The following is a 23,013-nucleotide window of genomic DNA, read 5'->3' as shown; positions in this document are numbered from 1 at the left end:
TTCCCAGGGCCGGCCTAGCCGCCCAGTTTGCGCTGCAGCTCTTGCAGGCTGCGGCGATAAATGTTCTTGAGCGGCTCTATGTCGGCCACGGCGATGTGCTCGTCGATCTTGTGGATGCTCGCATTGGGCGGGCCCAGCTCGATCACCTGGGCGCAGATCTGGGCAATGAAGCGGCCGTCGCTGGTGCCGCCCGTGGTCGAGAGCTCGGCTTGCAGCCCGGTCTCGGCGCGTATCGCCGCCTGCACGGCTTCGACCAGCATGCCGGGTTCGGTCAGAAACGGAAGGCCCCCCAGGGTCCAGTCGATCTCGTATTCAAGCGCATGGCGATCCAGCACTTGCTGCACGCGCTGCTGCAGGCCCTGGGCTGTGGATTCGGTGCAAAAGCGGAAGTTGAAGTCGATGACCACATGGCCTGGAATCACGTTGGATGCCCCCGTGCCTGCATGGATGTTGCTGATCTGCCAGCTCGTCGGCGGAAAAAAAGCATTGCCCTCGTCCCAGCGTATCTCTGCCAGTTCGGCAAGCGCAGGCAAGGCCTGGTGTATGGGGTTGCGGGCCAGTTGAGGATAGGCGATATGGCCTTGTATGCCCTTGACCATGAGCCTGCCGCTCATGGTGCCGCGGCGCCCGTTCTTGACCATGTCGCCCGTGCGGTGCACCGAGGTGGGCTCGCCCACGATGCACCAGTCCAGGCGTTCGCCGCGCTCGCGCAGCAGCTCGACCACGATCTTCGTGCCGTCGTGCGCCGGACCTTCCTCGTCGCTGGTCAGCAGCAGGGCGATGTTGAATGCGGGCTCGGGCGTTGCGGCCAGAAACTCCTGGAGGGCGACAACAAAGGCCGCGATCGAGGTCTTCATGTCGCTTGCACCACGCCCGTAGAGCTTGCCATCGCGGTGTGTGGGGACAAAAGGGGGGCTGCTCCACTGCTCCAGAGGGCCGGTGGGCACCACGTCGGTATGGCCGGCAAAGACCAGGGTGGGAGCGCTTGCAGTCTCTTCTGTTTTGATAGCTGCCAGCGCTTGACTGGAGGGCGCTACAAGCCTTTTTGCCCATAAATTTCGCACCCGAAAGCTATCGGGCCCGCTGTCCAGGCGCTCGCAGACGAAGCCCAGCGGTATCAGGGCATCGGCAATCAACTCGAGGCAGCCGGCATCTTCGGGTGTGACCGAGGGCAGGCTGATGAGCTGCTCGGCCAGTTGCAGGGTTTGGGACATGGTGCGGGTGGAAACAGAAAATCGGAAAGGCCGGGGAAACCGGTGCGTTCCGACATTGTGAGGTGAGAAAAAGCTCAGTCGGACTTGATGTCGAGCACGATTTCAGTAAAGGACGGTGCGTCGTCATTGCCCTCCATCACCGCCTGCGGGGACGCGGGCGCAGCCATGGCGCGACCCTGGTCGTTCTCCAGCCGCCACATCAGGTTGGTCGGGGAGTCTGCATAGGACAGACCTTCGTCGCGCGAGATTTTTCCCGACTGTATGAGCGCAGCCAGATCCTCCTCGAAGGTCTGCGAGCCTTCGGCCATGGATTGCTCCATGGCATCGCGCACAGCCGAGAAGTCGCCACGCACGATCAGGTCGGAAACCAGCTTGGTGTTGAGCAGCACCTCGACCGCAGGCGCGCGTCCTCCGTCGAGGGTGCGGATCAGGCGCTGCGAGATCACGGCCTTGAGCGCCGAGGACAGCTCGCTGAGCATGGTCGGGCGGATTTCCTCTGGGTAGAACGAGAGAATGCGGTTGAGCGCGTGGTAGCTGTTGTTGGCATGCAGGGTGGCCAAGCACAGGTGGCCGGACTGTGCATAGGCCAGGGCTGCGGACATGGTCTCGCGGTCGCGGATCTCGCCGATCATGATCACGTCCGGGGCCTGGCGCAGCGCGTTCTTGAGCGCCACCTCCAGCGAGGCCGTGTCGGCTCCGATCTCGCGCTGATTGACGATGGAGCGCTTGTTGGAGAACTGGTATTCGATGGGGTCTTCGATGGTCAGGATATGACCCGTGAGCTTTTCGTTGCGCTCGTCGATCATGGCCGCAAGCGAAGTGCTCTTGCCCGAGCCCGTGGAGCCCACGACCAGCAGCAGGCCGCGCTTTTGCAGGATGAGCTCGCTGAGCACGGGCGGCAGGTTCAAGGCTGAGAGCTTGGGAACCTGCTGGGCCAGAAAACGGATCACGACCGCATACGAGCCGCGCTGGCGCATGGCGCTGACGCGAAAGCGCCCCACACCGCGCAGCGGCACACCCATGTTGAGTTCGCCCGTGGTCTCGAGCTCATGCATGCGCTCGGCAGGGACGATCTCGGCCAGCAGGTTGCGGGGAGCATCGGGCGGCAGCAACTGGTTGTTGACGGGCACGCATTCGCCATTGATCTTGATGAGCGCAGGCGCATTGACTGTGAGATACACGTCGGAGGCCTGCTTTTCAGCCATCAGACGCAGAATCTTCTCCATGGTGCTCATTGATTTTCCCCCTCGGTCGTTATGGGAGGCCTGTCGAGCTGCGTCGACAGGCCTCGGGCTAAGGGCATTAGTATGCCTTGGCGCATGAGGGCCGCAGGAGGACTTGAGGATCAATCGCGCAGCAGGTCGTTGAGGCTTGTCGTGGAGCGGGTCTTGGCGTCGACCTTTTTCACGATGATCGCGGCATACATGCTGTAGCGGCCATTGTCCTTGGGCAGATTGCCAGAGACCACGACGGAGCCTGCGGGCACGCGGCCATAGCTGATCTCACCGGTTGCACGGTCGTAAATCGGGGTGGACTGGCCAATGTAGACGCCCATGGAGATCACGGAGTTCTCCTCCACGATCACGCCTTCGACGATCTCCGAACGCGCGCCAATGAAGCAGTTGTCCTCGATGATGGTCGGATTGCCCTGCAGGGGCTCGAGCACGCCGCCAAGGCCGACGCCGCCCGACAGGTGCACATGCTTGCCCACCTGGGCGCAGGAGCCCACGGTGGCCCAGGTGTCGACCATGGTGCCTTCATCCACATAGGCGCCGATGTTCACGTAGGAGGGCATGAGAATCGCCCCCTTGGCAATGAAGCTGCCACGGCGTGCCACGGCAGGAGGCACGACCCGCACGCCCGTGGCTGCGATCTCGGCCTCGCTCATGTCGGAGAACTTGGTCGGCACCTTGTCGAAAAAAACCAGTTCGCCAGACTTCATCAAGGCGTTGTCCTTGAGGCGAAAGGACAGCAGCACGGCTTTCTTGAGCCACTGGTGCACGGTCCACTGGCCCACGCCTTCGCGCGTGGCCACGCGCAACCGGCCGTTGTTCAGGGACTCGATCACATGCTCCACGGCCTGGAGGACCTCGGCGGGTGCGGCTGAAGGCGAGAGCTCGCCGCGATGATCCCAGGCGGTATCGATGATGGATTGCAGTTGCTGTGTCATGGTGCTTATCTCGGTGAATTCGGCAAGGGGCTGGAAAAAAGGTCAGGCCTGCAGGCGACGGGTGATGAATTGCGCAATGCGCTGCGCGGCTTCGAGGCACTCATCGACCTCGGCCACCAGAGCCATGCGTACGCGCTGGGCGCCGGGGTTGTGGCCCCGGGCCTCGCGCGCCAGATAGCTGCCGGGCAAGACTGTTACGCCCTGGTGCGCGTAAAGCTCACGTGCAAACGCGGTATCGCTCAGGCCCAGCTCCTCGGGAATTCGCGCCCAGAGATAAAAGCCTGCATCGGGCAGGCTCACATCCAGAACCCGGGCTAGCAGGGGTGTGACCTGGTCGAACTTGTGCTGATAAAGCGCGCGATTGCGCAGCACATGCTCCTCGTCCCTCCAGGCCGCAATGCTGGCCGCCTGGATCACGGGGCTCATGGCGCTGCCGTGATAGGTGCGATAGAGCAAAAAGGCGCGAATGAGATCGGCGTCGCCGGCCACAAAGCCGCTGCGCAGGCCCGGCACATTGCTGCGCTTGGACAGGCTGGTGAACATCAGCAGGTTCTTGAAGTCAGCGCGCCCGAGCAAAGTTGCAGCCTGCAGACCGCCGAGCGGGGGCTCGTCAGTGAAGTAGATCTCGCTATAGCACTCATCGCTGGCAATCACGAAGCCATGACGGTCGGACAGTGCAAACAGCTTTGCCCATTCCTGCAGCGGCATAACGGCGCCTGTAGGGTTGCCGGGCGAGCAGACGAAGAGCAACTGGGTCTTGCCCCAGACCTCGTCGGGTACGGCATCCCAGTCCACGGCAAAATTTCGCCCCGGGTCGCTGGCTGTGTAATACGGCATGGCTCCGGCCAGCAGGCTTGCGCCCTCATAGATCTGATAGAAGGGATTGGGGAACACCACGCATGCACCGGGCTGGCTGTCGTCCACGATCGTCTGGGTGAAGGCAAACAAGGCTTCGCGAGAACCATTCACAGGCAGCAACTGGCTTGCTGCATCAATCTCTATCCCATAACGCTTGCGTGCCCAGTCGGCGCAGGCATCGCGCAATGCGGGCTCGCCCGCAGTGGCCGGATATTTGGCAAGGCCCGAAAGATCGGCACACAAGGCCTGGGTCACGAACTCTGGTGTGGCATGGCGCGGCTCTCCAATGCCCAGGCTGATGGGACGCAGCCCCTGAGGAGGCGAAGCCGTGGCCAGCAGTTGGCGCAGACGCTCAAACGGGTAAGGCTGGAGACGGGAGAGTAGGGGATTCATGGATTTGCATTATGAAGTGATGCACTTTGTGCATGAATTGATTCAGCGTTGATCGGCTTTTCTGGCCTTGTTTTTTCACTTTGTTACCCTTACTCCGCTTATGGAGCCCAAGCATCATGCAAATTAATATTAGTTAAAAAACTTGATGTCCATGGACACTGGGGAAGGAACAAGACATGGAGACAGGCACCGTCGGCAATTTGCCAGGCTTGCGCGATTCGTCGCTCAAGGCGGTCGCGGGTTTTGTGGGCCTTGTGGCCTGGATCATGCTAGGGCCTGTGCTCTTGCTGCAATTGGGTGAGCGGCTACCCCAAGAGTGGTGGGCTCAGGCTTGGCTGTCGCTATGGGGCTGCGGTCTTTTGCTGGTTTTTTACAGGCTATCCGTTCGCCCTCGTACAGGGCAGTTGCTGCAGGAGCGGACCATGCACTGCATGGCCCAGGGGGACCTCAGCCTAGGCCTGGTGCCTGCAGGCGTCGACGGCAAAAGCAATAAAGGTGTTACTCCTGTGTTGCGTGACATGGCCAGGGCTTTGTCGGCCATGGTCGCAGATGTGCGTAGCAATGCCGTGCTCGTGGCCCAAGCCGGGCAGGAACTGGTGCTTGAGCACCAGGCCTTGTCCGAGCGCACGGAGCAGCAAGCGCAAAACTTGGCACAGACTGTAGTCAGCGTCGAGCAGTTGAATGCGACCGTTCAACACAACGCCGAGGTTGCGGGCGTCGTTCACAAGCAGGCCAATACCGTGCGCAGTGCAGCCGATCAGGGGATGGAAGTCATGGGCCGGGCCGTGGAATCCATGGCCGAGATTGAGCACAGCACGGGCCGCATGCGTGAAATCATTGGTGTCATAGACATGATTGCATTTCAGACCAATATCTTGGCACTCAACGCAGCTGTTGAAGCGGCCAGGGCCAGTGAGCAAGGGCGGGGGTTTGCCGTGGTTGCAACCGAGGTGCGTCGTCTGGCACAGCGCTCGGCCCAGGCAGCGCAGGAGATCCGGGAGCTCATTGGAGGAGCAGTGCAGCAGGTGGAGCGCAGCACCGGCTTGATTCGTGCGGCCGAAGGGGAGATGTGCCGGGTCTCGGAAGGCATACGTCAGGTTGCCTCCCATATGGGAGCGCTTTCAAAGTCTGCAGTCAGCCAGAGTCAGGGCCTGGCTGAAATCAACCAGGCCGTGTGCGAGATTGACGAGATCACTCAACACAACATGCAAATGGTCGGAGAGGCTCTGGGGTTGGCAAAGGCCCTTGGACATAGGGCTCAGACGTTATCGAGCTCGGTCTCTCGCTTCAAGCTGAGTCAGGGAACGGCCGAAGAGGCGGTGGCTTTGCTTCAGTCTGCGCTCGCCGGCGCCCACAAAGGGCAGCCTACGGAAAAGCTGCTTGCTGCTGTCAATGATCCTGGGCAGCCGTTTCACGACCGTGACATGTATGTCTTTGCCCTGAGCCCGGATGGCAGCTATCGCGCCTTTGCCGGTAATCCGAAGCGCGTAGGTATTCGCCTTCAGAGCCTTCCGGGAATTCAGGGAGAGAGGCTGCTGGCTGACATCATCGCCCAGGCCGAAAGAGGCCCGGGTTGGGTGGAGTACGACATCACCAACCCCGCAACCCAGCAGGTACAGACAAAGCTCTCGTATGTTCGCAAGCACGACGGTTTGTACTGGGGCTGCGGCGTCTACAAGAGCCTGGCCGCCATCTAGGCCTGCTTGCCGTCCGGGTCCCGTTGGTTGCGGGCCTTCGCAAGAATCGCTGCAATTTTTGCTTGCTTGTCCGTGACTCTGAGTTCCTGCTCTGGCCCCCGAGATTGCACAGCCGAATCGCTGGGGTGAGCTCCTGCCTCGGCAGCAATCCGAAATGCGAGCGGCTCTTGGGCTTGTCGTTTCTTGTGAACAGCATAGCGCTGACGTGCATGCAAAGCCTGAGCAGGGCTCCAGGCCTGCCAACCTGTTGCTGACCCGCTTGAGTTGTGCAGCTCAATGCAATCCACGGGACAGACGGGAATACACAACTCGCAGCCAGTGCAATGGGCGCTGATCACGGTGTGCATGAGCTTGTTTGCACCCAGGATGGCATCCGTCGGGCAGGCCTTGATACACAGAGTGCAGCCGATACACCAGGACTCGTCCACGACAGCGATTTGCAGTGGCCCTTCAAGTCCGTGCTCGGGGTTGAGTGCGATCACGGGCCGGCCCGTGATCTCTGCCAGTCTTGCCACACCTTCGAAACCACCCGGAGGGCACTGGTTGATGTCTGCCTCATTGTCAGCCAAGGCCTGGGCATAGGCTGCGCAATCGGCATAGCCGCAGCGCGTGCATTGGGTCTGAGGCAAGGCTGCGTCGATGACAGCAGCCAGACCTTGCAAGGGCATGGCTGCTTGCATGGTGCTCAAGCCGCCTTGATGCGCCTGCTGGGCACAGGCGCCTCGGTGATCGTCGTGCTACTGCTGAGGCTGCTGGCATGGCCCGCTGCACTGGCCTCGGTTGCACAGGGCGGTTGGTGGGCAAGTATGAAATCGCGCACCTGTGGATAAACGATTTCGCGCCAGCGTCTACCGCTGAAGATGCCGTAATGGCCAGCGCCTTGCACTTCAAGATGCTGGCGCTGGTCCGCAGCAATTCCGGAGCACAGCTCATGAGCGGCACGCGTCTGGCCCGAGCCGGAAATGTCGTCAAGCTCGCCCTCGACGGTCAGGAGCGCGCTGCCCTTGATGTCTTGGGGGCGCACTCGTTCCAGCTGTCCTTCAGGAGAGCGTACCTCCCAGCTGCCTTTGACCAGCTTGTAGTCCTGAAACACCGTCGCAATGGTCTCAAGGTAATAATCTGCATCCATGTCGAGTACCGCGTTGTACTCGTCATAGAACTTGCGGTGGTGCTCAGCACTGGCGCCATCTCCCTTGATCAAGTCCTTGAAATAGTCGTAATGACTCTTGGCATGGCGGTCGGGATTCATGGCAACAAAGCCAGAGTACTGCAGGAATCCGGGGTAAACGCGCCGACCTGCACCGGGATAGCTGTCCGGGACCCGGTAAATCACATTGTTCTCGAACCATTCGAAGCTGCGGTTCTGAGCAAGGTTGTTGACGGCCGTGGGGGAGCGGCGTGCATCAATAGGGCCGCCCATCATGGTCATGGACAGCGGTGGAGTCTCTCCACGACTGGCCATGAGAGATACGGCCGCGAGCACGGGAACCGTGGGCTGGCAGACGCTGATCACATGGCATTGTCCGTATTTGCCTTGCAGATAGCGGATGAACTCCTGGACGTAGTTCACATAGTCGTCCAGATGGAATTCACCTTCGCTGAGTGGAACCAGGCGTGCATTCTTCCAGTCCGTGATATAGACCTTATGTCCACCAAGCATGCTTTGCACCGTGTCGCGCAACAGCGTTGCATAGTGACCCGAGAGAGGGGCAACGATCAACACGACAGGCTGGCTGAGCATGGTCTCCAGCGTTTTGGGATCGTCAGAGAAGCGTTTGAAGCGGCGCAGTTCGCAAAATGGCTTGCTGACCTCGACGCGCTCACGAATCGTTACATCCACGCCACCCACATCCACGCTGCGAAGATCGAATTCGGGCTTTTCATAGTCCTTGCCCAGGCGGTAGACCAGATCAAAGCCCGCTGCCATGCGCTGAGACATGGGGCCTTGGCTCAGCATGGAGCGAGGATTGCTGTAAAGCTTGGAAGCTGCCTGGGCAAAATCGGCAAACGGTTCGACCATCGAGCGCTGGATTTCGTAGAGCTGGTAGAGCATGGCACTAACTCTTTCTCTTATAGTGGTTTTGCTGCGGTGCAATATATCAGTTGATATTGATTAATTTTTACCATAAGCCCCTGTTTATATGTCAACTTTCTTGAAATCTTATGGAGACATGCGTAAACGCTGTTGCAAAGAATAGGGTTTGAGGCCTAGGCCAAGGCATGCATCAGTGGATTCAAGACTGCTGAAATTCAGCCTCGACCTCGGATCTGAGTCATGGAACTAGAGCTGCGGCTTGGTACGTGCGATCTCCATGACCCGAGCTGGTGGAAGCTCTTTGAGCTTGTGGTCGCTCCAGACCTGGCGCCATCGTCTGGCCCCTGCCAAGCCGTTGCGCAGACCCAGCATGTGTCGGGCAATCGAATACCAGTGCGTTCCGTGCGTGCTGGCCTCGCGCTCCATATAGACCACCATCTGCTCCTCGATCCGCTCGCGTGTGATTTCCTGCTGCTCTCGTCCGTAATACAGCGCATCCCAGGAGGCCAGCCACCAGGGGTTGTGATAGGCCTCGCGCCCGATCATGACACCGTCCAGATTGCCAAGAAGCTCCTGCACCAGCGTATCGCTTTTGATACCGCCATTGACGACCATGGTGAGCGAAGGAAAGTCTTGCTTGAGCTGGCTCACGATCTCGTAGCGCAGTGGCGGAATATCGCGGTTTTCCTTGGGAGAGAGGCCCTTGAGCCAGGCATTGCGTGCATGAACAATAAACACCTCACAGCCTGCATCGGCGACCTGGCCTACAAAGTCGCGCACAAATTCGTAGCTTTCGTTCCGATCTATACCGATGCGGTGTTTGACCGTAACCGGAATGTCCACGACATCGCGCATGGCCTTGATGCAGTCGGCGACCAAGGGGGCCTCCTTCATCAGGCAGGCGCCAAATGCGCCGCGCTGCACTCGCTCACTGGGACAGCCGCAGTTGAGATTGATCTCGTCATAGCCCCATTGCTGACCCAGGCGCGCACATTGGGCCAGATCAGCAGGCTCGCTGCCGCCCAGCTGCAGGGCCAGAGGATGCTCCTCTGCCTCAAAGCGTAAATGTCGGGGCACATCGCCATGCAGCAGTGCCCCCGTGGTCACCATTTCTGTATAGAGCAGGGCATGCTGACTCAGCAGCCTATGCAGATAGCGGCAATGCTTGTCGGTCCAGTCCATCATTGGCGCCACGCTCATGCGCCACATGCTGCTATCTATTTGATTTTCAACGATTTTATCGGCACTCATATTGCAAAAATCTTCTGGCGGTGCACTGCGATCCATCTTTTCACCTGTTCTTTATCGTCGGTGTTTGGAGGTGCACCGCGAAGTCTATGGCTCGCATGGGGCTCGATATCTTGAGAGAAGAGCCCAAAGAGCCTTGGCTTTCAGGTCTCAGGCCTGCAGCAAAAGACAGTGAACTGCTTTGCTCAGAGTCTCAGGCGCTTACGCGGCGGCATCGATGCCAGAGATAGGTGGGGGCGATCCAAGACTGCTGGTCTTCATGCCTTTGCAGCGTTTGAAAAGAAAAAAGCCGTTGATTGACAACGGCTTTTTTTATTTGGGGTGGCTGATGGGGCTCGAACCCACGACAACAGGAATCACAATCCTGGACTCTACCAACTGAGCTACAGCCACCGGAAGAGATTTCTATTATATGTCAAAAAACATGCTCAATTTTGAAGTTTTTGTTTTTTCTAAAACTTCTTTATCGCCTGAATTTTCAGGGATGTGCGACCTTGATCTGCACTTTGAACTGTTTTTTGAGAAGCTCGTAGTATGCCATAGTTTCAGCCATCCCCGACATTTGCGCGAACTGCTGGGTCTGCATTTGCACGGTCTGGGTATCCTGGGCCGCGCGCTCGGCGATGCCCAGAACCTTGACCACGGCATAGCCTGCGTTGCCCAGATCGACCCCAACCCATTGCGGCCAGGAGTTGGTGGGCGCGCGCAACACGGCATCAATCAAGGGCTGGGGCAGGTTTTCGGTCTTGTCGCGGCCCAGCACCTGAGCAGGGCCCAGTTTTGCAGTGTCGGGCTGTGCCTCCCAGGCCTTGAGTTTGTCCTGGCCTTCGGCTTTGGCAAGTTCCGCTGATTTGGCTTGCGTATACAACTGGCTCAGCTTGGTCTCAACCTCATTCATGGCCAAGGTGCGTGCCGGGCGGTATTCGCTCACACGGCCTGCGACAAGCAGACCTGGGGCCAGTTCAACGGCATTCGTATTGCTTTTGTTTTCCAGCACCTCGGAGGAGAACAGGGCTTCCAGAAAGCGCGGGTTGTTCAGCGGGGCCTGAGCCGTGGCCTGGGGCTGGCGTGCCACATGCTCGGCTTTTTGCAGCTTGAGCTTGAACTGCTCGGCTGCAGGAGCCAGGCTTTCAGGCTTTTCATACACGGTGTTGGTAAAAGCCTCGGCCATCTCTGCAAATTTGGCCTGGGCGAGCTCTTGCCTGCGCTGCGCCTCCAGTTCGGTACGCATGGATTCAAAGCTTGGCGCTGCGGGCTTTTTGATGTCCGTGAGCTCGATGATGTGAAAACCGAAATCGGTTCGCACCAGATCGCTGACACTGCCCTTGCTCATGGCATAGACCGCATCTTCAAACGGCTTGACCATCGCGCCATGGCCGAAGAAGCCCAGGTCGCCACCGGCAGCGGCCGATCCCTTGTCATCCGACTGGGTCTTGGCCAGTTCGGCAAAGCCCTTGGGGTCCTTGCGCACCTGGGCGAGCAGCTCCTCTGCCTTGGCCTTGGCCTGATCAACCTCGGCTTCAGGCGCATCCTGCGCGACCTTCACCAGGATATGGCTGACGCGACGCTCTTCAGGGCCTGCAAGACGCTGTTCGTTTTGCTGGTAATAGGTGCGCAGGTCGTCTTCACTGACCGTGATGCCTGCAGCCACGCTGGCCAGGTCCAGCATCAGGTACTCGACATCAGCTTCTTCGGGCTGCTGGAACTGGCTGCTATGGCCTTCATAGTAGGCCTTGAGCTCCGCCTCCGAAGGCTGGACCTTGCTTTGATAGCTTTTGGCGTCAAAGCGCTGGACCTGCACTTCCCGGTGCTGGTAGAGCGCATCGATGGTTTGCTTGACGCGCGCATTCGTGGCAAAAGCCGTGTCCGAGACCGTGCCCAGAACCTTGTTCAAGGATAGTTCGCGGCGCAGGTTGGCCTCGAAACCTTCGGGGGTCATGCCTTGGGAGCCGAGCAGGGCTGCATAGGCCTTGGCGTCGAGACTGCCATCTGCGTTCTTGAGCGAGGCAATGGCCGGAATGTCCTGCAAGGTTTGCACGAGCTCGGCGTCCGATGCCGTGAGATGCAGCTTTTGCACGGCTCTGAGCAAGACCTGCTCACGCACCATTTTTTCCAGCGTGGCATAGCGGGCCTCGGGCGAGTCCAGGAACTTGGGGTCCATGGACGGGTTTTCCGCGCGCAGACGGTCGGCCTCCATCCGATGCGCATTGTCCCAGTCGGACTGCTTGATATCGTGTCCATCCACCCGGGCGACGGTGGCACTGGACTCGGTAAAGTAGTTCTGGTTAACGCCTACAAAAATGAACGAGGGAATGATCAGCAAGAACAGCAAGATCATCACGAACTTGGAGTGCTTGCGGATGGATTCGAACATGGTCTGTCTTTCTGTCGCAGAAAAAGAAAAGGCGAACTCTGGTTCGCCTTTGGTCCAATACAGGCAGCAGGCAGGCAAGGTCTTTGTCGCAGGCTTTGCAAAGGCGAAATCGCTTTTGCGAATCCACGGATCTCAAAGCCAGTCAGCCAAGCCGGCAACCAGAAGGGGGTCGAAGCCGCCATTCTACGTTCTCGGCCCTGTCGTATTTCAAGAGCCAGGGCCTTTGATCTCGTCCGGTCGTGATTCCTGCCCCATCTGGAGCAGGCCATCGACGGGGAGCGGTGAAGCCGGCTGGATCATGGCTGTGCCTTGCGCAACGTCCACATCAGGCCCGGTCCAGATCCTGCTGCAGGCGCTGTACCACGCGCTGCAGGGCCTGGGTACCGTCCTGCCTGAGACAGTCTGCGCTGACATAGCGCGCGGGGCCACCCACGCTGATGGCCATGAGCGGCAGGCCATGGCCGGGAGAGAAGGCCAGCGCTATGGCATTCACATCGGAGTTCCAGTCCCCGAAGGAGCAGGACAGCCAGGGCTGGGGATGGTCGGCGGCGGGCGGCCATAGCGGCAATTGCTCCTGGGCGGCCTGCCATTGCTCGGGGGCGTGCAGCTTGAGATAGTCCAGGGCCTGCTGGCGTTCGGCCGCCGGGCTGGCGGCCAGCCAGGCGCGCCCTATGGCTGTCGTGGCCAGGGGCAGGCGCGAGCCCATGTCCAGGTCGTGGTGCAGGAAGTGGGCGCTGGGACAGTGCTCGAGATAGACCATGTTGTGCCGGTCGCGCGTGGCCAGGGCGACCTCGGCCAGCGTGGATTCGGCCAGGCGGCGCATCCAGGGCCTGGCGATGCGGCGCACATCCAGGCGCGAGAGCATGGCACTGCCCAGGGCCAGCGTGGCCGTTCCCAGGCGGTATTTGTTCTGTTCGGGCACATGGATCAGATAGCCGAGTGCCGTCAGCGTGCGCGTCAGGCGCGAAATCGTGGACTTGGGCAGGCCGCAGCGTTGGGCGATCTCCTGGTTGCCCAGCAGCTTTTCGCCCGAACGAAAGCAGGACAGCACGTTCAAGCCCCGTGCGAGCGAGGTCACGAAGTGCCGGTCCTCCTCGGCGGGCAGGGGAGTCGGTCGTGGCGAGGGCATGCCCCCACCATAGGGCAGGAGCGGCTGCGCGGCTGTCACCTCGGGGCAGCCCGGCTTTTGCTGCAGGAAAAGAAGTTTCGCCAGCTCTGCGCCGAATATGGTCGGCTCAGAGTCTGCGCAGTCTTTGCACGGCCTCGCGCAAGGTGTCGTCCTTCTTCGCAAAGCAAAAACGCACCACGCGCTGATCGAAGCCATCGCCGTAGAAGGCCGACAGCGGAATCGCCGCCACGCCATGCTCCTTGACCAGCCATTCGCAGAACTCGGCTTCGCCAAGCTCGGAGACCGAGGAGATGTCGGCGCATGTGAAATACGTGCCCGCCGAGGGCAGGAGCCTGAGGCGCGAGCCTTGCAGGCCCTGGGAGAACAGGTCCCGCTTGGCCTGGTAGAAGGCGGGCAGCTCCAGATAAGGCGCCGGGTCTTGCATGTAGCTCGCAAGGCCCAGCTGCATGGGCGTGTTCACGGTGAAGACGTTGAACTGGTGCACCTTGCGAAACTCCGCCGTGAGCGCAGTGGGTGCGGCCACGGTGCCGACCTTCCAGCCCGTGACGTGGTAGGTCTTGCCAAAGCTGGACACGATGAAGGCACGCGCCGCCAGTCCTGCAAAGCGCGCGGCGCTCTGGTGGAGCTGGCCGTCATACACCATGTGCTCGTAGACCTCGTCGCTGATGAGCAGCACATTGGTGGGTGCAAGCAGGTCTTCGAGCTCGCGCATCTCGGCATCGCTCCAGATCGTGGCGCTGGGGTTGTGCGGGCTGTTGATGATCAGCAGGCGCGTACGCGGCGTGATGGCGGCTGCGATTTTCGCGAAGTCGGGCCTGAAGCTGCCGGGCGTGAGCGGCACGCGCACCGCCTTGCCGCCGGCCAGCTCGATGTTGGGCACATAGCTGTCGTAGCAGGGATCGAGCACGATGACTTCGTCGCCCGCATGCACGGTGGCCAAGATGGCCGTGAGAATCGCCTGGGTGGCGCCGGCCGTGATGGTGATCTCGGCATTCGCGTCATAGCGCCTGCCATAGAGCGCTTCCATCTTGGCTGCCACAGCCTCGCGCAGCTGGGGCATGCCCGTCATCGGCGGGTACTGGTTGTGGCCGGCCTGCATGGCCGCCGTGACTGCATCGACCAGCCTGGGGTCGCAGCCGAAATCCGGGAATCCCTGGCCCAGGTTCACGGCCTGGTGCTGGCTGGCCAGGGCCGACATGGTGGTGAAGATGGTGGTGCCGACCTTGGGCAGCTTGCTCGGAAATTGCGGGGTGGACATTGGGGAAATACCAGACAAAGAAATTTTTGTGAGCTGCTAGCGCTTGTCAGTAAAGGATTTCAGGTCTTAAACACCCTGAAATCCATATATACCAAGCGCTAACAGCTCATTTTTTATTTGAATCAGAGCTCGTAATCATGCACATGCCCGCTCATGGCGCGCATGATGAGATCGCGCGACAGGCGGTCGCTGAGCAACTCGGCAAATCGGTAGACGAAGTTGCGCAGATAGGCGCCGCGCTTGATGGCTACGCGGGTCACGCTCTGGCCGAACAAATGGCCCATAGGACGCACGACGAGATCGCCCGTGGGATCGTCGCGCATGGCCATTTCGGCAACGATGCCCACGCCCAGGCCCAGGCGCACATAGGTCTTGATCACATCCGAGTCAATGGCTTCGAGCACGATGCGCGGACGCAGCCGGCGCGACTCGAACGCCTGGTCGATCTTGCCTCGGCCCGTGAACGAGGGGTGGTAGGTGATCAGCGACTCCTGGGCAATGTCCTCCAGGGAGATGCGCTCCTTCTGCGTCAACGGATGACTGGTGGGCAGCACCAGCACATGCTGCCACTCATAGCAGGGCAGGGTCACGAGGTCCGGGTAGTCGGCCAGGGATTCGGTGGCCATGCCGATGTCGGCGACCTCGTCGATGACCATGCGCGCCACTTCATGGGGCGTGGCCTGGTGCAGACTGACCGTGACCTTGGGATAGAGCTCGCGCAGGCGCGCCACGGACGGCGGCAGCACATAGCGCGCCTGGGTGTGGGTGGTGGCAATCGACAGGGTGCCGCTGTCCTGGGCGCTGTACTGCTCGCCGATGCGCTTGAGGTTGCCGATCTCGCGCATGATGACTTCGATGCTCTTGAGGACTTCGAGGCCGGGCTCGGTGATGCGCTTCAAGCGCTTGCCGTGGCGCGCGAAGATGTCTATGCCCAGCTCTTCCTCCAGCTCGATGATGGCTTTGGAGACTCCGGGCTGCGAAGTGTGCAAGGCCTTGGCGGCCTCGGTGAGGTTGAGATTGCGGCGAGCCGCCTCTTGGACGAATCGGAATTGATGCAGGTTCATGGCAATGACAACAAAAATCTGCCTGCCATTATGCTTGATTTATATAAAGAATCGATTTGTTATTTTTTGAATCAGATCATCCCAAGGGCTAATCCTCTTTCTTTTCCAGGCTTTGTAGCGCAATTCGGGCCAGCAGGCCGGTGACCAGCGGGTTTTCTCCAGCTGCAGGCTCAAGCACAAGGTCCAGCTGCGGATGCTGCATGCGCACCAGCTCCACCAGCCTGGGGATATCCTGGCGCGCATGCTTGCCCGTGCCCAGGAAAAGTGGAAGCACCACGATGCGCGAGGCGCCTGCGGCGACAAGTTCAGCTGCGGCCGTGGGCAGCTCGGGCTCGCAGGCGTCGAGATAGGCGCAGCAGCAGGCCAGATGCGGGGCCTGCTGCTGCACGGCCTGCAGCACGGCCTCGATGGGTACACGCCACAGTGCATCGGGCGAGCCGTGGGCCAGCAAAATCAGGCCGCTGCCGGCCTGGGCAGGATCAAGGTCTTGGTTCAAGGTCATCAATGGCTCTCCAGTCTGGCCCTTGGCCTTCGATACAGGCGCAGCCCGGGCCACAGATGCCGAGCAAGGGCCGCTCCTCAGCGATGGCATCGTCCCCCTTAGGGGAAGACGCCAAAGGCGGCTCAGGGGCTAGCGCCGCAATACCAGCCAGCCAAACGCCGTCAGCGACAGCAGGGTATAGAGCAGGCCCGGCGTAGCTGCAGCCAGCCAGGGCCGCCAGGCCTGCAGCGTGCCGATGTAGCCGAACACGTTGTTAAGCAGGAAGAAGCTGATGCCGGCCATGACTCCGCCGAACACATAGGCCGCGATACCGCCCGAGCGAAAGTGCAGATAGGCAAAAGGCAGGGCGAGCACCACCATGACCAGGCAACTGAGCGGATAGAACACCTTGCGCCAGAACTCGATCTCGTACTTTTGCGCAGCCTGGCCGTTGGCCTCCAGGTGGCGCACGTACTGGAACAGCGAGATCGTGGACATGCGGTCGGGTTTGAGCAGGGCTGCCGAAACCATCTCGGCGCTGATGCGCGTAGGCCAGGTCATGCTGCTCTCATTGGCGCGCACCAGCTGCGTGAGCTCGCCGCTTTGCTCCAGGCGGCTGACGCTTACGCCCTGCAGGTGCCAGAGCTCGTCACGCTCGTCGACACTGGCTGATTCGGCGTGGATTTGCGCCGAGATCCGGCCCTGGCCGTCGAAGTCGAAGATGCGCACGTTCGCGAACTTGCCGGGCGCCCGCACGGCGCGCACATTGACGGCCACCGAATGCTCGCCCTGGCGCTCCTTGAGCCAGGCCCCGGTGGCACCCGTGGAGAGCTGGCCCATTTGCGCCGAGCGCAGCTTCTGGCCCAGGTTTTCGGCCGCCGGCGCAAGATAGTCGCCCATGGCAAAGGTCAGCAGCACAAAGGCCGCGCCCAGCGCCAGCAGCGTGCGCAGGGCCAGCCAGGGCCCCATGCCGCTGGTGCGCATGATGGTGAATTCCGAGCTTTGCGCAAAACGTGCCATCACGTAAATCGTGCCTATGAGCACGGTAATCGGCAGCAGCTCGTAGAGGTGGCTGGGAATGCGCAGCGCCACGAAGATCAGCGCATGCGCGACGCCATAACTTGCGCTGCCAGCGCGGTTGACCCAGCGCAGCTCGTCCACGAGGTCGAAGAAGAAGAACAGGGCCAGAAAGCCCAGCGTGACAAAGGCGACCGCAAAAACGATGTCGCGGTACAGAAGCCGGCGTAGAACCTTCATGCAGGCAGCTCCGGGGAACGGTTCCTCTTGCGCCACAGATCACGCAGCGACCAGCGGTTGTGGCGGGCGGCCAGCACCAGCAGGCCGATGACCAGGGTGCCGCCGTGCAGCAGCCCGGCCATGGTCGGCATGCTGAGCTTGCTGGCCGCCACCCAGCTTTCGGCCAGGGTCATGAGGTTGTAGTAGACGATGAAGGCGAACAAGGCAATCATGAGGCTGCTGCTGCCACCCGCGCGCGGGTTGACGCTGGCCACGGCCAGGCCGAGGATGACGAAGTTCAGCGCGGCCAGCGGCAGACCCAGGCGCCAGCCGAGCTCGGCGCGAAAGATGGGCTCGGTGCGCTGGACCAGCAAATGCGTGGGCGTGCTGCGCGCGGCCAGCTCCTCGGCCGCCGCGCGGCTGCCACTGCCACCCATCTGGGTCCCGTATTCCTTGAACTCGCTGATCTTCACGCCGCCGTCACTGGCCTGGGTTTCCATGCGCTGGCCGTCGCTCAGAACTGCCACGCGCTCGCCCTTGATGATCTCCAGCCGCGCGCCGCGCGCCGAGGTCACGGATTCACGCCCGCGCTCATTGGTCACGATGAACACATTGCTGGCCGCCATGTCGCTGGGCGTGTCCTTGTCGATGAAGAACACGCGCGTGCCGCCGGCCGACTCCTGGAACTCGCCGGGCGCAATGCGGTCGATGTCGCTGCGCTGCTCGAACTCGCTCTTGATCTGCTCGATCTGCTGGTTGCTCCAGGGCAGGATCAGCAGACCCAGCGCGGCTGTCACGGCAATCACCGGCCAGGCAAAGCGCAGCAGCGGCCTGAGCAGGCTGGCCATGCCCTGGCCGGCTGCAAACCAGATCACCATCTCGCTGTCCCGGTACATGCGCGACAGCGTGCCGACCACGGCCACGAACAGGCCCAGGCCCAGAATCATCGGAAGCTGGCCGAGCACGGTCAGGCCCATGACCAGCAGCACATCGGAAGGGCTTACGCTGCCCTTGTAAGCTTGGCCCAGCGTGCGTATCAGCATCATGGTCATGACCACGGTCACAAGCACGACGACGGTAGCGCCAAAGCTGCGGGCCAGCTCTTTGCGTATGGATGAATCGAATAACATTGGCTGAAAGGAAAACACCGATTATGAACTTTGAACTGAAGTCGTTGACGACTGCGGCCGCAGCGCGCGAAAAGTGTGACTTGTTGTTGGTGCTGACCACGGCAGCCTCGGCTCAGGGCAGCGACGCGCTCTCCGCCCTGGTCGCGCATGCACTCAAGGCCGGGGATTTCGAGACCGGCGCGGGCAAGCAACTGCCCATGTACAACCTGCCGGCCGTGGCGGCCAGGCGTGTGCTGCTGGTCGGCGCGGGCTCGGGCTCGGCGCGCGACGTGCGCCAGGCCGTGGCGGCGGTGGCGAGCGCCTTCAAGGCGCCGGGCGTGGCCAAGGCCGTGCTGTGCTTTGCCTTCGAGACCCAAGGTCCGGCCCTGGCCGCAGCCGTGCTCGCGGCCAGCGACGCCTGCTACACCTACACGCTGACCAAGTCGAAGCCCCAACTGCCCACGCTCCAGAAACTGGTGTTCGCGGCCCCGGCGCATGCCTCTCTGGCGCCGGCCTTCAAGATCGCCCAGGCCCAGGTCCATGGCATGGACCTGGCGCGCGAATGGGCCAACCGCCCGGCCAACCACGCAACGCCCAGCATGCTCGCCGAGGCTGCGCGCGGGCTTGCCAAGCTGCCCGGCATCAGTTGCAAGATCCATGGGCCGGCCGAAGTGGCCAAGCTCGGCATGGGGGCATTCATGGCCGTGGCCCAGGGCTCGGCCCAGCCGCTGCGCTTCATCGAATTGCACTACAACGGCGGCGCCAAGGGCGCAGCGCCCCAGGTCGTGGTCGGCAAGGGCATTACCTTCGACAGCGGCGGCATCTCGCTCAAGCCGGCAGCCGACATGGACGAGATGAAGTACGACATGGGCGGTGCAGCCAGCGTGCTCGGCCTGTTCCAGGCGCTGGGCGAATTGCAGCCCGCAGTGAACGTGGTGGGGCTGATCGCGGCCTGCGAAAACCTGCCCAGCAGCACGGCCGTCAAGCCCGGCGATGTGGTCACCAGCATGAGCGGCCAGACCGTTGAAATCCTCAACACCGATGCCGAAGGCCGGCTGGTGCTGTGCGATGCACTGACCTATGCAGCCCGCTTCAAGCCTGCAGCGCTAATCGATATCGCCACGTTGACCGGCGCCTGCGTGATCGCCCTGGGCGGCCTGCGCAGCGGCCTGTTCGCCACCGACGATGCGCTGGCCACGGCCTTGCAGAGCGCAGGTGATACCGCCCAGGATCCGTGCTGGCGCATGCCGCTGGACGAGGAATATGGCGAGGGCCTGAAGAGCAATTTTGCCGACATGGGCAATGTGGCCGGCCGGGCCGCAGGCTCGGTCACGGCGGCCAAGTTCCTGCAGCGCTTCGTGGGCGATACCAGCTGGGCTCACCTGGACATCGCAGGCACGGCCTGGAAGAGCGGTGCCGCCAAGGGCAGCACGGGCCGGCCCGTGGGCTTGCTGCTGCACTACATGCTGGCCCAGGAGAGCCGGGGGGCTGCGGGTAAGCCGGCCACAGCCAAAGCCAGGCCGGCCGCAGGAAAGACGGCCGCCAAGCGTGCCAGTACTGCCGCCCGTACTGCGGCAGGAAAGAGCCCGGCTGCCACGCCCGTGGTGACCGAGGCCAAGGCCGCCGCGCCTGCGCGTACGCGCCGCAGCAAGCCGGCCCAGGCTTGAGGCCCGGGGCAGGGAGCAACGCATGACCCAGGTGGCCTTTCACTTCAACGCCCCGGACAAGCTGGCCTATGTCTGCCGCTTTGCGCGCAAAGCCTTGCGCCATGGCAGCAAACTGGTCATCCATGGAGGCGGGCCTACGCTCAAGGCCTTGTCGCCAAGGCTTTGGAGTCTGGCGCCTGCGGAGTTCCTGGCCCATGCGGGCGAGGGCGACGAGGCTCAGCTTCTGAGCCTGTCGCCGATCGCTCTGCTGGAGAGCCTGGATGCTGCGCCCCACCACGATCTGCTGCTCAATCTGGGAGAGCAGGTCCCGCCGCAGTTCCAAAGCTTTGCGCGTGTGGTCGAAGTGGTCTCGGCCACCGATGAGCAGGACCGCTGGTTTGCGCGCCAGCGCTGGAAGCACTACCAGGCCCAGGGCCTGGAGATCGTGCGCCATGACTTGGTGCTCAAGGGGTAGTCGAGCATGAACACATCTCCCAAAGTCCCGCCGCGCTTTGTGCCGACCTTGACCGATGTGGTCAGGCCCGTGCCGGAAGAATCGCGGCAAGCGCCTGCTGCCCTGGAATCTGCCGAGGAGCAGGCCGCCCTCCCGGCGGACACTTTAGAGACGCAGACTGCGGCGGCTGCCGGCCCCGCAGACCACGGCCTGGACGAAGTGATCCCGCCGCATGGCGAAGGCTTTCTCCATCTGGGGCGGGGTGTCATCGAGCTGCCAGTCTCGGCATCCCTGCCGGCATTGCAAAGCAGTGTGGCCGAGCCTGGGCAAGATGCTGCCGTGCAGACCGCGCACAGCCGAGAAGCCGAAGCCGTGGTCAGCCCCTTGCCGAAGACAACCCTGGACAGAGGGGAGGAACTGGTCCACAGACTGATGCAGAAGGTCGACCTGGAGCTGGACCAGCGTTTGCGCGAGGCCATTGCCAGCGTGGTTCAGGAGCAGACGCGCACCCTCGTGGCCCGCATGCGCGAAGAAGTGGAATTCGTGGTGCGTCAGGCCGTCTACGAGGCCGTGGCTGATGAGCTGGCCCAGCAGGCCCAGGCCTCGCGCAACAGGAACTCTTAGAACGTGTTTACGATCTCTACGCAGGCGCGTTGGAGCGCAATCGGGATGAGTTCAAGGGGGTGGGGCGCGGCTTGCGCGGGGGTGCAAGCAAGCCACAGCGCTAGAAAATAGCCCGATTTCGCTCCAACCCTTGGGGCCAGTGCCTTTGCGGGCGGTCTACCGCGTTGCGAATCCTCGCAATAGCGCGGCTATTGCTGCGGTATCGCGCCTCGTATCCCATCCCGCACAGACACTGGCGCGCCGCGAGGAGATCGTAAACACGTTCTTAAAAAAGGAGCTGATTGCGCTTGCCTATTGGCGGTTTCAGATCGAAACCTGCTCAGAATCCCCTGCTGGCGCGTGCTAGCAGCTCTCTTTTTTGAAGGCGGAAAGCCTGCCCGGGATTTTTCAGCGCGCAGAAGCAGGCCTGCTCAAGGCCTCGGGATTGAGGATATTGCTGGGCTGACCCGCAATAAAGTTCACCACGTTCTCGAAGGCTGCACGAAAGTACAGCTCGTAACTGTCCTGCTCGACATAGCCTATGTGCGGCGTGCAGATGCAGTTCTCCAGCCTCAGCAGCGCATGACCTTGCAGGATGGGTTCGCTCTCGAACACGTCCATGGCGGCAAGGCCGGGGCGGCCACGGTTCAACGCGCCAAGCAAGGCATCGGGCTCGACCAGCTCTGCCCGCGAGGTATTGACGAACAAGGCCGTGGGCTTCATGCGCGCCAGGTCCTGGGCCGTGATCTGGCCGCGCGTGGCATCGTTCAAGCGCAGATGCAGGCTCAGCACATCGCTGTGCGCGAAAAAATCTTCGCGCGTGGCGGCCGTGCCAAAGCCGTCGGCAGCGGCCTGGCGGCGAGACTCCTCGCTGCCCCAGATCCAGACCTGCATGCCAAAGGCCTGACCGTAGTGCGCCACAATGCGTCCGATGCGGCCATAGCCCCAGATGCCAAGGCGGCGCCCGTACAAAACATTGCCCAGGCCGAAATTTGCAGGCATGGATGCGGCCTTGAGCCCCGACTGCTGCCAGGCCCCGTGCTTGAGGTTGGCAATGTACTGGGGCAGGCGACGCATGGCCGCCATGATCAAGGCCCAGGTCAGCTCGGCCGGGGCCGTGGGCGAACCCACGCCCTCGGCAATGGCCACGCCATAGGTCGTGCAGGCCTCGACATCGATATGGGCACCCGCCTTGCCGGTCTGGGCGATCAGCTTGAGGCGGGGCAGCTTTTCCAGCAACTGCCGCGTGATCTGGGTACGCTCGCGTATGAGCACGATGACTTCGGCATCGCGCAGACGCACCGACAGCTGGCCCACGCCCTTGACGGTATTCGTATAGACCTTGGTCGTGAAGGGTTCCAACAGGCTGGCGCAAGACAGCTTGCGCACGCAGTCCTGGTAATCATCAAGGACGACGATGTTCATGTCCCGATTGTGCCTTGGTCACAATACGGCGCAAAAGCAACAATCGGTAATTGCGCCAGGGGGCTTGACCGGCACTCCTCAAGCAGTTAGCAAGATCTAGGGCCTTGTGCCAGGTGGGCAGCGCTTGCAGCTCGACCATGAAGGTCCTGGCAGCACAGCGAACAACAAGGCTCAATCCCCCATGCGCTCCAGCGCCGCGCAGACATCGGCCATGCGCCCGGAGATGAGCAGGCATTCAGGCCTGTCCACAGGGCGGCGCTGAACAATTCGCAGAGCAGGCTGGGCGCGAACATGCTCGGTCTGCCCAGGCTCATGGCATGTGCTTGCGCATGGCTGGAATGCTTGCAGAGCATCGGGCTTTCGCGATGCCGCCACCAGCCGCCTCCGGCGTGCAGGGCGGCGTGCAAAACTCAGAACCTGGACACGGCCTGCGGGCGCTGCATGGCCAGCGTCGGCACAGGCCTTGGCGCCGCCGGGATGCAGGTTGCGATCAGGAAGATCGATATCTGGTTCGCTGGCAGGCCTGGGGCCAGGCGCTGCTCCCAGGCCCACAGCCAGGCGCAATAGTGATTGGGTAAATCCCATATGGCAACTCCTTGTTCGCAAGCTTCAACGCCTT

At 61.7% G+C, this 23,013-nt stretch carries 20 protein-coding genes and 1 tRNA gene; 4 read left to right on the top strand and 17 right to left on the bottom strand.

Translation table 11 applies throughout. The features are described from left to right. Positions 1-14: 14 nt before the first annotated feature. The 4 genes from dapE to dapC all read right to left on the bottom strand — a co-directional run bounded on the left by dapE (position 15) and on the right by dapC (position 4,635). Positions 15-1,214: a succinyl-diaminopimelate desuccinylase gene (gene dapE, locus G486_RS0113365; protein ID WP_027015991.1), complete on the bottom strand. Its 1,200-nt coding sequence runs from the start codon at positions 1,212-1,214 to the stop codon at positions 15-17. A gap of 74 nt (positions 1,215-1,288) precedes the next feature. Beyond that, positions 1,289-2,449, bottom strand: a complete 1,161-nt coding sequence (locus G486_RS0113360; RefSeq protein WP_027015990.1) for a PilT/PilU family type 4a pilus ATPase — start codon at positions 2,447-2,449, stop codon at positions 1,289-1,291. 110 nt (positions 2,450-2,559) lie between these two features. Further along, on the bottom strand, positions 2,560-3,384 hold the full coding sequence (dapD, locus tag G486_RS0113355; protein WP_027015989.1) for a 2,3,4,5-tetrahydropyridine-2,6-dicarboxylate N-succinyltransferase: 825 nt from the start codon (positions 3,382-3,384) through the stop codon (positions 2,560-2,562). Positions 3,385-3,426: 42 nt separating this feature from the next. Next, positions 3,427-4,635, bottom strand: coding sequence for a succinyldiaminopimelate transaminase (dapC, locus tag G486_RS0113350; RefSeq protein ID WP_027015988.1), 1,209 nt, complete (start codon positions 4,633-4,635; stop codon positions 3,427-3,429). A gap of 176 nt (positions 4,636-4,811) precedes the next feature. On the opposite strand from dapC, the gene G486_RS0113345 reads away from it, so the two are divergent. Further along, positions 4,812-6,332 carry a methyl-accepting chemotaxis protein gene (locus tag G486_RS0113345; protein ID WP_084455276.1) on the top strand — a complete coding sequence of 507 codons (1,521 nt, stop codon included), beginning with the start codon at positions 4,812-4,814 and terminating at the stop codon, positions 6,330-6,332. Here the strand turns inward: G486_RS0113345 and G486_RS0113340 are convergent. The 11 genes from G486_RS0113340 to lptF all read right to left on the bottom strand — a co-directional run bounded on the left by G486_RS0113340 (position 6,329) and on the right by lptF (position 18,287). Continuing rightward, positions 6,329-7,012, bottom strand: a complete 684-nt coding sequence (locus G486_RS0113340) for an RnfABCDGE type electron transport complex subunit B (protein ID WP_027015986.1) — start codon at positions 7,010-7,012, stop codon at positions 6,329-6,331. The genes G486_RS0113345 and G486_RS0113340 overlap by 4 nt on opposite strands. 5 nt (positions 7,013-7,017) lie before the next feature. Beyond that, on the bottom strand, positions 7,018-8,385 hold the full coding sequence (locus tag G486_RS0113335) for a polyhydroxyalkanoate depolymerase (RefSeq protein WP_027015985.1): 1,368 nt from the start codon (positions 8,383-8,385) through the stop codon (positions 7,018-7,020). A 228-nt stretch (positions 8,386-8,613) separates the two neighbouring features. Continuing rightward, a complete protein-coding gene (gene dusA / locus G486_RS0113330; RefSeq protein WP_084455274.1) occupies positions 8,614-9,618 on the bottom strand; it encodes a tRNA dihydrouridine(20/20a) synthase DusA in 1,005 nt (334 codons plus the stop codon). 314 nt (positions 9,619-9,932) lie between these two features. After that, a tRNA-His gene (locus G486_RS0113325) sits at positions 9,933-10,008 on the bottom strand. An 85-nt stretch (positions 10,009-10,093) separates the two neighbouring features. After that, complete coding sequence (locus G486_RS0113320; RefSeq protein WP_027015983.1) at positions 10,094-11,989, bottom strand: SurA N-terminal domain-containing protein; 1,896 nt, start codon at positions 11,987-11,989, stop codon at positions 10,094-10,096. A gap of 325 nt (positions 11,990-12,314) precedes the next feature. Next, positions 12,315-13,118 (bottom strand): IclR family transcriptional regulator, encoded by an 804-nt coding sequence (locus G486_RS0113315; protein ID WP_027015982.1) that lies wholly within the window; start codon positions 13,116-13,118, stop codon positions 12,315-12,317. A 106-nt stretch (positions 13,119-13,224) separates the two neighbouring features. Next, complete coding sequence (locus G486_RS0113310; RefSeq protein WP_034387649.1) at positions 13,225-14,376, bottom strand: pyridoxal phosphate-dependent aminotransferase; 1,152 nt, start codon at positions 14,374-14,376, stop codon at positions 13,225-13,227. A gap of 122 nt (positions 14,377-14,498) precedes the next feature. Beyond that, complete coding sequence (locus G486_RS0113305; protein WP_027015980.1) at positions 14,499-15,440, bottom strand: CysB family HTH-type transcriptional regulator; 942 nt, start codon at positions 15,438-15,440, stop codon at positions 14,499-14,501. Positions 15,441-15,528: 88 nt separating this feature from the next. Further along, positions 15,529-15,942 (bottom strand): sirohydrochlorin chelatase, encoded by a 414-nt coding sequence (locus G486_RS0113300; RefSeq protein ID WP_051303505.1) that lies wholly within the window; start codon positions 15,940-15,942, stop codon positions 15,529-15,531. A gap of 129 nt (positions 15,943-16,071) precedes the next feature. Next, positions 16,072-17,178 carry an LPS export ABC transporter permease LptG gene (lptG, locus tag G486_RS0113295; protein ID WP_027015978.1) on the bottom strand — a complete coding sequence of 369 codons (1,107 nt, stop codon included), beginning with the start codon at positions 17,176-17,178 and terminating at the stop codon, positions 16,072-16,074. Further along, positions 17,175-18,287 carry an LPS export ABC transporter permease LptF gene (gene lptF / locus G486_RS0113290; protein ID WP_027015977.1) on the bottom strand — a complete coding sequence of 371 codons (1,113 nt, stop codon included), beginning with the start codon at positions 18,285-18,287 and terminating at the stop codon, positions 17,175-17,177. The genes lptG and lptF overlap by 4 nt, the downstream gene beginning before the upstream one ends. Before the next feature lie 23 nt (positions 18,288-18,310). On the opposite strand from lptF, the gene G486_RS22320 reads away from it, so the two are divergent. From G486_RS22320 to G486_RS23605, 3 genes are read left to right on the top strand one after another with little or no spacing between them, the layout of a single operon-like run. Beyond that, a complete protein-coding gene (locus G486_RS22320; protein ID WP_084455272.1) occupies positions 18,311-19,933 on the top strand; it encodes a leucyl aminopeptidase in 1,623 nt (540 codons plus the stop codon). A gap of 22 nt (positions 19,934-19,955) precedes the next feature. Further along, positions 19,956-20,387 (top strand): DNA polymerase III subunit chi, encoded by a 432-nt coding sequence (locus G486_RS0113280; RefSeq protein ID WP_027015976.1) that lies wholly within the window; start codon positions 19,956-19,958, stop codon positions 20,385-20,387. Between the two features lie 6 nt (positions 20,388-20,393). Next, complete coding sequence (locus G486_RS23605) at positions 20,394-20,990, top strand: hypothetical protein (protein WP_027015975.1); 597 nt, start codon at positions 20,394-20,396, stop codon at positions 20,988-20,990. A gap of 387 nt (positions 20,991-21,377) precedes the next feature. Here the strand turns inward: G486_RS23605 and G486_RS0113270 are convergent, their stop codons facing one another. Both G486_RS0113270 and G486_RS22315 read right to left on the bottom strand, forming a co-directional pair. After that, complete coding sequence (locus G486_RS0113270) at positions 21,378-22,394, bottom strand: D-2-hydroxyacid dehydrogenase family protein (RefSeq protein WP_027015974.1); 1,017 nt, start codon at positions 22,392-22,394, stop codon at positions 21,378-21,380. 171 nt (positions 22,395-22,565) lie between these two features. Then, positions 22,566-22,979, bottom strand: coding sequence for a hypothetical protein (locus tag G486_RS22315; RefSeq protein WP_156920031.1), 414 nt, complete (start codon positions 22,977-22,979; stop codon positions 22,566-22,568). Positions 22,980-23,013 lie beyond the last annotated feature (34 nt).

The sequence above is a fragment of the Comamonas composti DSM 21721 genome (genome assembly GCF_000429845.1).
In the GTDB taxonomy this organism is placed as follows: domain Bacteria; phylum Pseudomonadota; class Gammaproteobacteria; order Burkholderiales; family Burkholderiaceae_C; genus Comamonas; species Comamonas composti.
Note: the sequence above shows the minus strand (reverse complement) of the source record. Positions and strands in the feature narration are given on the sequence as shown.

Excerpts from the sequence above, each read along its gene's own strand:
- dapE (WP_027015991.1), bottom strand. The coding sequence starts at position 1,214 with ATGTCCCAAACCCTGCAACTGGCCGAGCAGCTCATCAGCCTGCCCTCG.
- G486_RS0113360 (WP_027015990.1), bottom strand. The coding sequence starts at position 2,449 with ATGAGCACCATGGAGAAGATTCTGCGTCTGATGGCTGAAAAGCAGGCC.
- dapD (WP_027015989.1), bottom strand. The coding sequence starts at position 3,384 with ATGACACAGCAACTGCAATCCATCATCGATACCGCCTGGGATCATCGC.
- dapC (WP_027015988.1), bottom strand. The coding sequence starts at position 4,635 with ATGAATCCCCTACTCTCCCGTCTCCAGCCTTACCCGTTTGAGCGTCTG.
- G486_RS0113345 (WP_084455276.1), top strand. The coding sequence starts at position 4,812 with ATGGAGACAGGCACCGTCGGCAATTTGCCAGGCTTGCGCGATTCGTCG.
- G486_RS0113340 (WP_027015986.1), bottom strand. The coding sequence starts at position 7,012 with ATGCAAGCAGCCATGCCCTTGCAAGGTCTGGCTGCTGTCATCGACGCA.
- G486_RS0113335 (WP_027015985.1), bottom strand. The coding sequence starts at position 8,385 with ATGCTCTACCAGCTCTACGAAATCCAGCGCTCGATGGTCGAACCGTTT.
- dusA (WP_084455274.1), bottom strand. The coding sequence starts at position 9,618 with ATGAGTGCCGATAAAATCGTTGAAAATCAAATAGATAGCAGCATGTGG.
- G486_RS0113320 (WP_027015983.1), bottom strand. The coding sequence starts at position 11,989 with ATGTTCGAATCCATCCGCAAGCACTCCAAGTTCGTGATGATCTTGCTG.
- G486_RS0113315 (WP_027015982.1), bottom strand. The coding sequence starts at position 13,118 with ATGCCCTCGCCACGACCGACTCCCCTGCCCGCCGAGGAGGACCGGCAC.
- G486_RS0113310 (WP_034387649.1), bottom strand. The coding sequence starts at position 14,376 with ATGTCCACCCCGCAATTTCCGAGCAAGCTGCCCAAGGTCGGCACCACC.
- G486_RS0113305 (WP_027015980.1), bottom strand. The coding sequence starts at position 15,440 with ATGAACCTGCATCAATTCCGATTCGTCCAAGAGGCGGCTCGCCGCAAT.
- G486_RS0113300 (WP_051303505.1), bottom strand. The coding sequence starts at position 15,942 with ATGACCTTGAACCAAGACCTTGATCCTGCCCAGGCCGGCAGCGGCCTG.
- lptG (WP_027015978.1), bottom strand. The coding sequence starts at position 17,178 with ATGAAGGTTCTACGCCGGCTTCTGTACCGCGACATCGTTTTTGCGGTC.
- lptF (WP_027015977.1), bottom strand. The coding sequence starts at position 18,287 with ATGTTATTCGATTCATCCATACGCAAAGAGCTGGCCCGCAGCTTTGGC.
- G486_RS22320 (WP_084455272.1), top strand. The coding sequence starts at position 18,311 with ATGAACTTTGAACTGAAGTCGTTGACGACTGCGGCCGCAGCGCGCGAA.
- G486_RS0113280 (WP_027015976.1), top strand. The coding sequence starts at position 19,956 with ATGACCCAGGTGGCCTTTCACTTCAACGCCCCGGACAAGCTGGCCTAT.
- G486_RS23605 (WP_027015975.1), top strand. The coding sequence starts at position 20,394 with ATGAACACATCTCCCAAAGTCCCGCCGCGCTTTGTGCCGACCTTGACC.
- G486_RS0113270 (WP_027015974.1), bottom strand. The coding sequence starts at position 22,394 with ATGAACATCGTCGTCCTTGATGATTACCAGGACTGCGTGCGCAAGCTG.
- G486_RS22315 (WP_156920031.1), bottom strand. The coding sequence starts at position 22,979 with ATGGGATTTACCCAATCACTATTGCGCCTGGCTGTGGGCCTGGGAGCA.